Source organism: Nocardiopsis trehalosi NBRC 14201 (assembly GCF_001552555.1).
Taxonomy (GTDB): Bacteria; Actinomycetota; Actinomycetes; order Streptosporangiales; family Streptosporangiaceae; genus Nocardiopsis_B; species Nocardiopsis_B trehalosi.
Window position 1 is genome coordinate 1 of sequence record NZ_BCRK01000275.1, and the last position, 5,397, is coordinate 5,397.

5 protein-coding genes are annotated in these 5,397 nt (G+C 74.4%); 2 read left to right on the top strand and 3 right to left on the bottom strand.

Annotated features, from left to right (window positions below; translation table 11 throughout):
* Together NT8_RS26965 and NT8_RS26970 are read right to left on the bottom strand one after the other, a co-directional pair.
* A partial coding sequence (locus tag NT8_RS26965) for an NAD(P)H-hydrate epimerase (protein WP_281203541.1) occupies positions 1-410 on the bottom strand: 410 nt, incomplete at its 3' end.
* A gap of 201 nt (positions 411-611) precedes the next feature.
* Positions 612-989, bottom strand: coding sequence for a VOC family protein (locus NT8_RS26970; protein ID WP_067975619.1), 378 nt, complete (start codon positions 987-989; stop codon positions 612-614).
* A gap of 544 nt (positions 990-1,533) precedes the next feature.
* Between NT8_RS26970 and NT8_RS26975 the strand changes: the two genes are divergently transcribed.
* Entirely contained in the window at positions 1,534-2,037 is a 504-nt protein-coding gene (locus NT8_RS26975) for a DUF4913 domain-containing protein (RefSeq protein ID WP_067975610.1), read from the top strand.
* Positions 2,038-2,086: 49 nt separating this feature from the next.
* On the opposite strand, the gene coaA is transcribed toward NT8_RS26975, so the two are convergent.
* Positions 2,087-2,992 carry a type I pantothenate kinase gene (coaA, locus tag NT8_RS26980; protein ID WP_067975613.1) on the bottom strand — a complete coding sequence of 302 codons (906 nt, stop codon included), beginning with the start codon at positions 2,990-2,992 and terminating at the stop codon, positions 2,087-2,089.
* Between the two features lie 364 nt (positions 2,993-3,356).
* Between coaA and glmS the strand changes: the two genes are divergently transcribed.
* Complete coding sequence (gene glmS / locus NT8_RS26985) at positions 3,357-5,210, top strand: glutamine--fructose-6-phosphate transaminase (isomerizing) (protein ID WP_067975616.1); 1,854 nt, start codon at positions 3,357-3,359, stop codon at positions 5,208-5,210.
* Positions 5,211-5,397: the final 187 nt, after the last annotated feature.

Genomic DNA, 5,397 nt, shown 5'->3' on the forward strand with positions numbered 1-5,397 from the left:
CGCAGCCCGCCGCGGCCGCCGATGCCGACCAGCCCGTCCACGACGAGGTCGGCCGCCGCGATCTCCGCCTCGGCGTCGGCCGCGCCCCCGGCGGTGGAGGGGGCCAGCACGCGGCCGCCCGCGGCGCGCAGCGCGGTGGCGCCGCCCTCGTGCAGGGTGGCGGCGGCCGGGACCGCCCGCACGGCGGCGCCGCGCCGGGCCAGTGCGGCACCGGCGTACAGGGCGTCGCCCCCGTTGTCGCCGCCGCCGACCAGCAGCACCACCCGGGCGCCGTACACCCGGCGGAGCATCCGCGCGCACACGCCGGCGAGCGCGCCGGAGGCGCGCCGCATCAGGGCGCCCTCCGGCAGCCGCTCCATGACCGCCTTCTCGGCCGTGCGGACCGTGCCGACCGTGTGTGCCTGGCGCACGCGGGCCTCCCGTCGCTGTCGCGTCCCGTTTCCTCGCGGATCCGCGGCGGATCCTGCGAAGAGCATGCCGCACCGCCGACGTGATCGGCGATTCGGCCCGCCGCGCCACCCCCGCCATCGGCGCCCCCGGCCCCCGGAGGACCGCATCGATGCGGTCGTCCCGGGTCGCGCGGTATGGCATGGGCGCCGCCGGTACCGGGGTCAGGAGGCTTCCGCCTCCGGCCGGAGGCGGGCGCGGAACGGGCGGCCGTCGGGGTCGAGGAGGACCCGCCGGCGCTCCCCCGGCCGGAAGTCGGGCCGCGTGGCGCCCAGGGCGGTGCAGTCGGCCTCCGCCCGGTCGAGGTCGTCGACGTAGAGGTCGAGGTGGAAGCGCTTCTCCCCCTCGGGGTCCGGCCAGTTCGGCGGCCGGTACCCCGTCGACCCGGCCGAGCCGATTGGGGCGCCCTCGCCGCGGATCATCGCGTAGGCGCCCTCGGCGTACACCACCTCCCACCCGAGGACCGCCGCGTAGAACGCGGCGGGGGTGCGCGGGGCGCCGGAGTCGAGGTCGACCATGGCGAGCGCGGCGGGTGCGGTCATGCGGATCACGTCCTTGTCGGAGAGCGGAGCGGGGCGACGGGCCCGGCCGCCGGCGGCCGGTGCGGCGGCTCGGCGGAGGAGCCCCATGATCACGCCGATACCCGACACCACGCGTCAGGTAGCGGGCGCGAGGTCGACGGGCTCACGGAGCGCGGGAGGCCTCGAACGCGCGTTCCGGCACCGCGCCCTCCGTTCCGGGCGTGCCCCCGGTCCGGTTCCGGGCGGTCCGACACCCGCTGGGTCACCTCCGCCGGTCGTCCGTCCCCCGCGCGACGCCGCCGGGTGTCTGTTCCGGGCGGACGCCCGGGCGGGTTACGGGCGGGCCGGAGGGCCCCGGGGGTGTGTCCGGGACATGCCCGGCCGATCTCTGCCCTGCTGCGGTGGCGTCGGTGCGGCCGGTGCGTGTTCGCCCAGGCGGGGGCGGTCGCGTACCGTCGGGGGTGCCCCCACTCGCCCCCGCCGATGCCCCGGCCGACCCGGAGCACTGGTTTACTTGCTGGGATCAGCACATTCCAGGCACGGACAGCAGCACGGGACTTGCCGCATGACCTCCACGGACGATCGCATCGCCACCGACGACGGCCTGTCGAAGCGTGTGGCGCACCTGCAGAACGCCATGCACAAGCTCGGCGCGGACGTCATCCGACTGCAGACGCAGCTCACCGACCTCGCCGCGGCACCGCAGCGGCCCGGGGCCGCCGACGCGGCGACCCCGTTCATCTTCAACATGTCCCGCGACGCCTACAAGGGCGAACTCGCGGCGCTCGTCTCCTGGGTGAACGACTTCCTCGTGCCGGTCTACGGCGACGCCGCCCGCTGGTGCCCGGTCTGGTGGGAGCACCACGAGGCGGTGGGGCGGCTGCACGCGGTGCGGCTCGCCTATGAGGAGCTGGCCGACACCTCGGTGGCGGGGCCGGCCGGGCCGGGCATGTGGCACCGCGACCACCTCGACCCCGCGCTCGACCGGCTGTGCGCGGCGGCGGGCCCGTTCTCGGCCTGCCTGTCCTCGGCCGGGCACGTCGAGCGGCGGCGCGCCGAGTCCGCCTGACGCCGCCGCGCCGAGTCCGCCTGACGCCGCCGCGCCCGCCCCGCCCCGTTCAGGTCTTGCGCAGCCGCACCCGGCGCACCCGGTGGTCCTCGCCCTTGTACAGGACGAGGGTGGCCCGGCCGCGGGTCGGCCGGATGTTCTCGACCAGGTTGACCTCGTTGACGGCGCGCCACGTCGCCAGCGCGAACTCGCGGGCCTCGTCCTCGGGGACGGTCGTCGCCATGGCGTGGAAGTAGGAGCGGGGGTCGGAGAACGCGGTCCGGCGCAGCTCCAGGAACCGGTCGAGGTACCAGGAGCGGATGTGCTCCACCTTCGCGTCGACGTAGATGGAGAAGTCGAAGAAGTCCGCCACGGCGAGCCGCCCCGGCAGCGGCGGCTGGAGCACGTTGATGCCCTCGACCACGAGGATGTCGGGCCGGTGCACGGTCTGCAGGGCGCCGGGCAGCACGTCGTAGGCGAGGTGGGAGTAGATGGGGATGTCCATCCGCTCCGCGCCGGCCTTCATCTCCGACACGAAGCGCACCAGCGCCCGCCGGTCGTAGCTCTCCGGGAACCCCTTGCGGTTCATGATGCCGCGGTCTTCGAGCACCGCGTTGGGGTACAGGAAGTTGTCGGTGCTCACGAGTTCGACGTTGGGGTGGCCCGGCCACTGGGCGAGCAGGGTGCGGAGCAGGCGGGCGGTGGTCGACTTGCCGACGGCGACGCTGCCGGCCACGCCGATGACGAAGGGCGTCGGCCGGTCGTCCTCGCCGAGGAACCCGCGCACGGCGGCGTGCCGCTGCCGGGTGGCCTCGACGTAGAGGTTGAGCAGGCGCGACAGCGGCAGGTAGATGTCGCGCACGTCGTCCAGTGACGTGGGGTCGGTCGTGCCGCGCAGCGCCTCCAGGTCGGCCGCCGTCAGGGACAGCGGGGTGGAGGCCCGCAGGGCCGCCCACGCCGTCCGGTCCAGCTCCACGTACGGCGTGGGAACACCGCTCTTCGTCGCGTGCGCCATTCGCCCCACCCTAGACGAGCGCCCCGCGGCGGCCGAGCAGGGGCCCCGCGGCCCCGCCCGCCGCCGCCCGCCGCCCCGCTCCGGCGGGCGGCCCGGTCGCCGCCAGGGAACGGGCGGGCCACCCCGAACAGGACACGCCGGGAGATTTTTTTCGCGGCCGGTTCCGGGGCCTCCCGGCCCGGCCGCCGCGCCGCCCCCGACCCGCTGACGTGCGCGGTCTACCCCGGACCCGCCCAGTGGTCTATACCGTTACCTGCGGAAACGGCGAATGGTCTGGTCCACTGGGCGGTCGGAGAACCGTCCGCCATTGGCTACGCTGGCGGCCATGTGCGGAATCGTTGGCTACGTCGGGCCGCAACCGGCGCTAGAGGTCGTCGTTGGCGGTCTCGCAAGGTTGGAGTATCGCGGATACGACTCCGCGGGGATCGCCGTCCTCGCGGACGGCCGCCTGGAGACCGAGAAGCGCGCGGGCAAGCTCGCGAACCTGCGCGGCGCCCTGGAGCAGGCGCCCCGCACCGCCGACGGCATCGGCATCGGGCACACCCGGTGGGCCACCCACGGGGCGCCCACCGACGTGAACGCCCACCCCCACGTCGACAACGACGCCCGCGTCGCCGTCATCCACAACGGCATCATCGAGAACTTCGCGGCCCTCCGCCTCGAATTGGAGGAGCGCGGCTGCAAGTTCTCCTCCGAGACCGACACCGAGGTCGCCGCCCACCTCCTCGGCGAGGAGCTGAAGGGCCAGGACGCCCCCGACCTCGCCACCGCCATGCGCGCCGTGTGCCGCCGCCTGGAGGGCGCGTTCACCCTCGTCGCCCTGTCGATCGACGACCCCGACCTGGTGGTCGCCGCCCGCCGCAACTCCCCGCTGGTCGTCGGCCGCGGGAAGGGCGAGAACTTCCTCGCCAGCGACGTGGCCGCGTTCATCGCGCACACCCGCGACGCCATCGAGCTGGGCCAGGACCAGGTCGTGGAGCTGCGCGCCGACTCGGTCACCGTCACCGACTACGACGGCCGGCCCGCCGACGTCCGCGAGTACCACGTCGACTGGGACGCCTCCGCCGCCGAGAAGGGCGGCTACGAGTACTTCATGCTCAAGGAGATCGTCGAGCAGCCGCAGGCGGTCGCCGACACCCTCCTGGGCCGGGTCGGGGTCGACGGCACCCTCACCCTGGACGAGATGCGCCTGGCGCCCGCCGAACTGCGCGAGATCCAGAAGATCGTCATCATCGCGTGCGGCACCTCCTACCACGCGGGCCTCATCGCCAAGTACGCCATCGAGCACTGGTGCCGCATCCCGTGCGAGGTCGAGGTCGCCAGCGAGTTCCGCTACCGCGACCCGATCCTGGACCGGCAGACCCTCGTCATCGCCATCTCCCAGTCCGGGGAGAGCATGGACACCCTGATGGCGGTCCGCTACGCCCGCGAGCAGCAGGCCCGGGTGCTGGCCATCTGCAACGTCAACGGGTCCACGATCCCGCGCGAGTCCGACGGCGTCCTCTACACCCACGCCGGGCCCGAGGTCGGCGTCGCCGCCACCAAGACGTTCCTCACCCAGCTCATCGCCTGCTACCTGGTGGGCCTGTACCTGGCGCAGGTGCGCAACCTCAAGTTCGGCGACGAGATCAACGCCGTCATCGAGCAGCTCGCGAACATGCCCGCCCAGGTCGAGGCCGTGCTGGAGACCGTCGACCCGGTCCGCGACCTCGCCCGGTCCCTCGCCGACTCCGACACCGTGCTGTTCCTCGGCCGGCACGTCGGCTACCCGGTGGCGATGGAGGGCGCGCTCAAGCTCAAGGAGCTGGCGTACATGCACGCCGAGGCGTTCGCCGCCGGCGAGCTGAAGCACGGCCCGATCGCGCTGATCGAGGACGGCCTGCCCGTGGTGGTCGTGGTGCCCTCCCGCGAGGGCCGCGGCGTGCTGCACGACAAGATCGTCTCCAACATCCAGGAGATCCGGGCGCGCGGCGCCCGCACCATCGTCATCGCCGAGAAGGGCGACGAGGCGGTGCGGCCGTTCGCGGACGAGCTGATCGAGATCCCGGCGGTGCCCACCCTGCTCCAGCCGGTGGTCGCCACCATCCCGATGCAGGTGTTCGCCTGCGAACTCGCCCTCGCCAAGGGCAACGACGTCGACCAGCCGCGCAACCTGGCCAAGAGCGTCACCGTCGAGTAGCCGCACGGCGCACGACGGCCGGAGGGCGGACCCGCACGGTCCGCCCTCCGGTGCGTCCGGGGCGCGCGCCGCGCCGCCGCGGGGGCTTGACGCGCGGCCACCGGCGGTGTCGCATGGAGCCTGCCCGCCGCCCGAACGGGGCGTGCGCGCCGGGGGACCGGCGGGCCGCCCCCGGCACGGGCGGCGG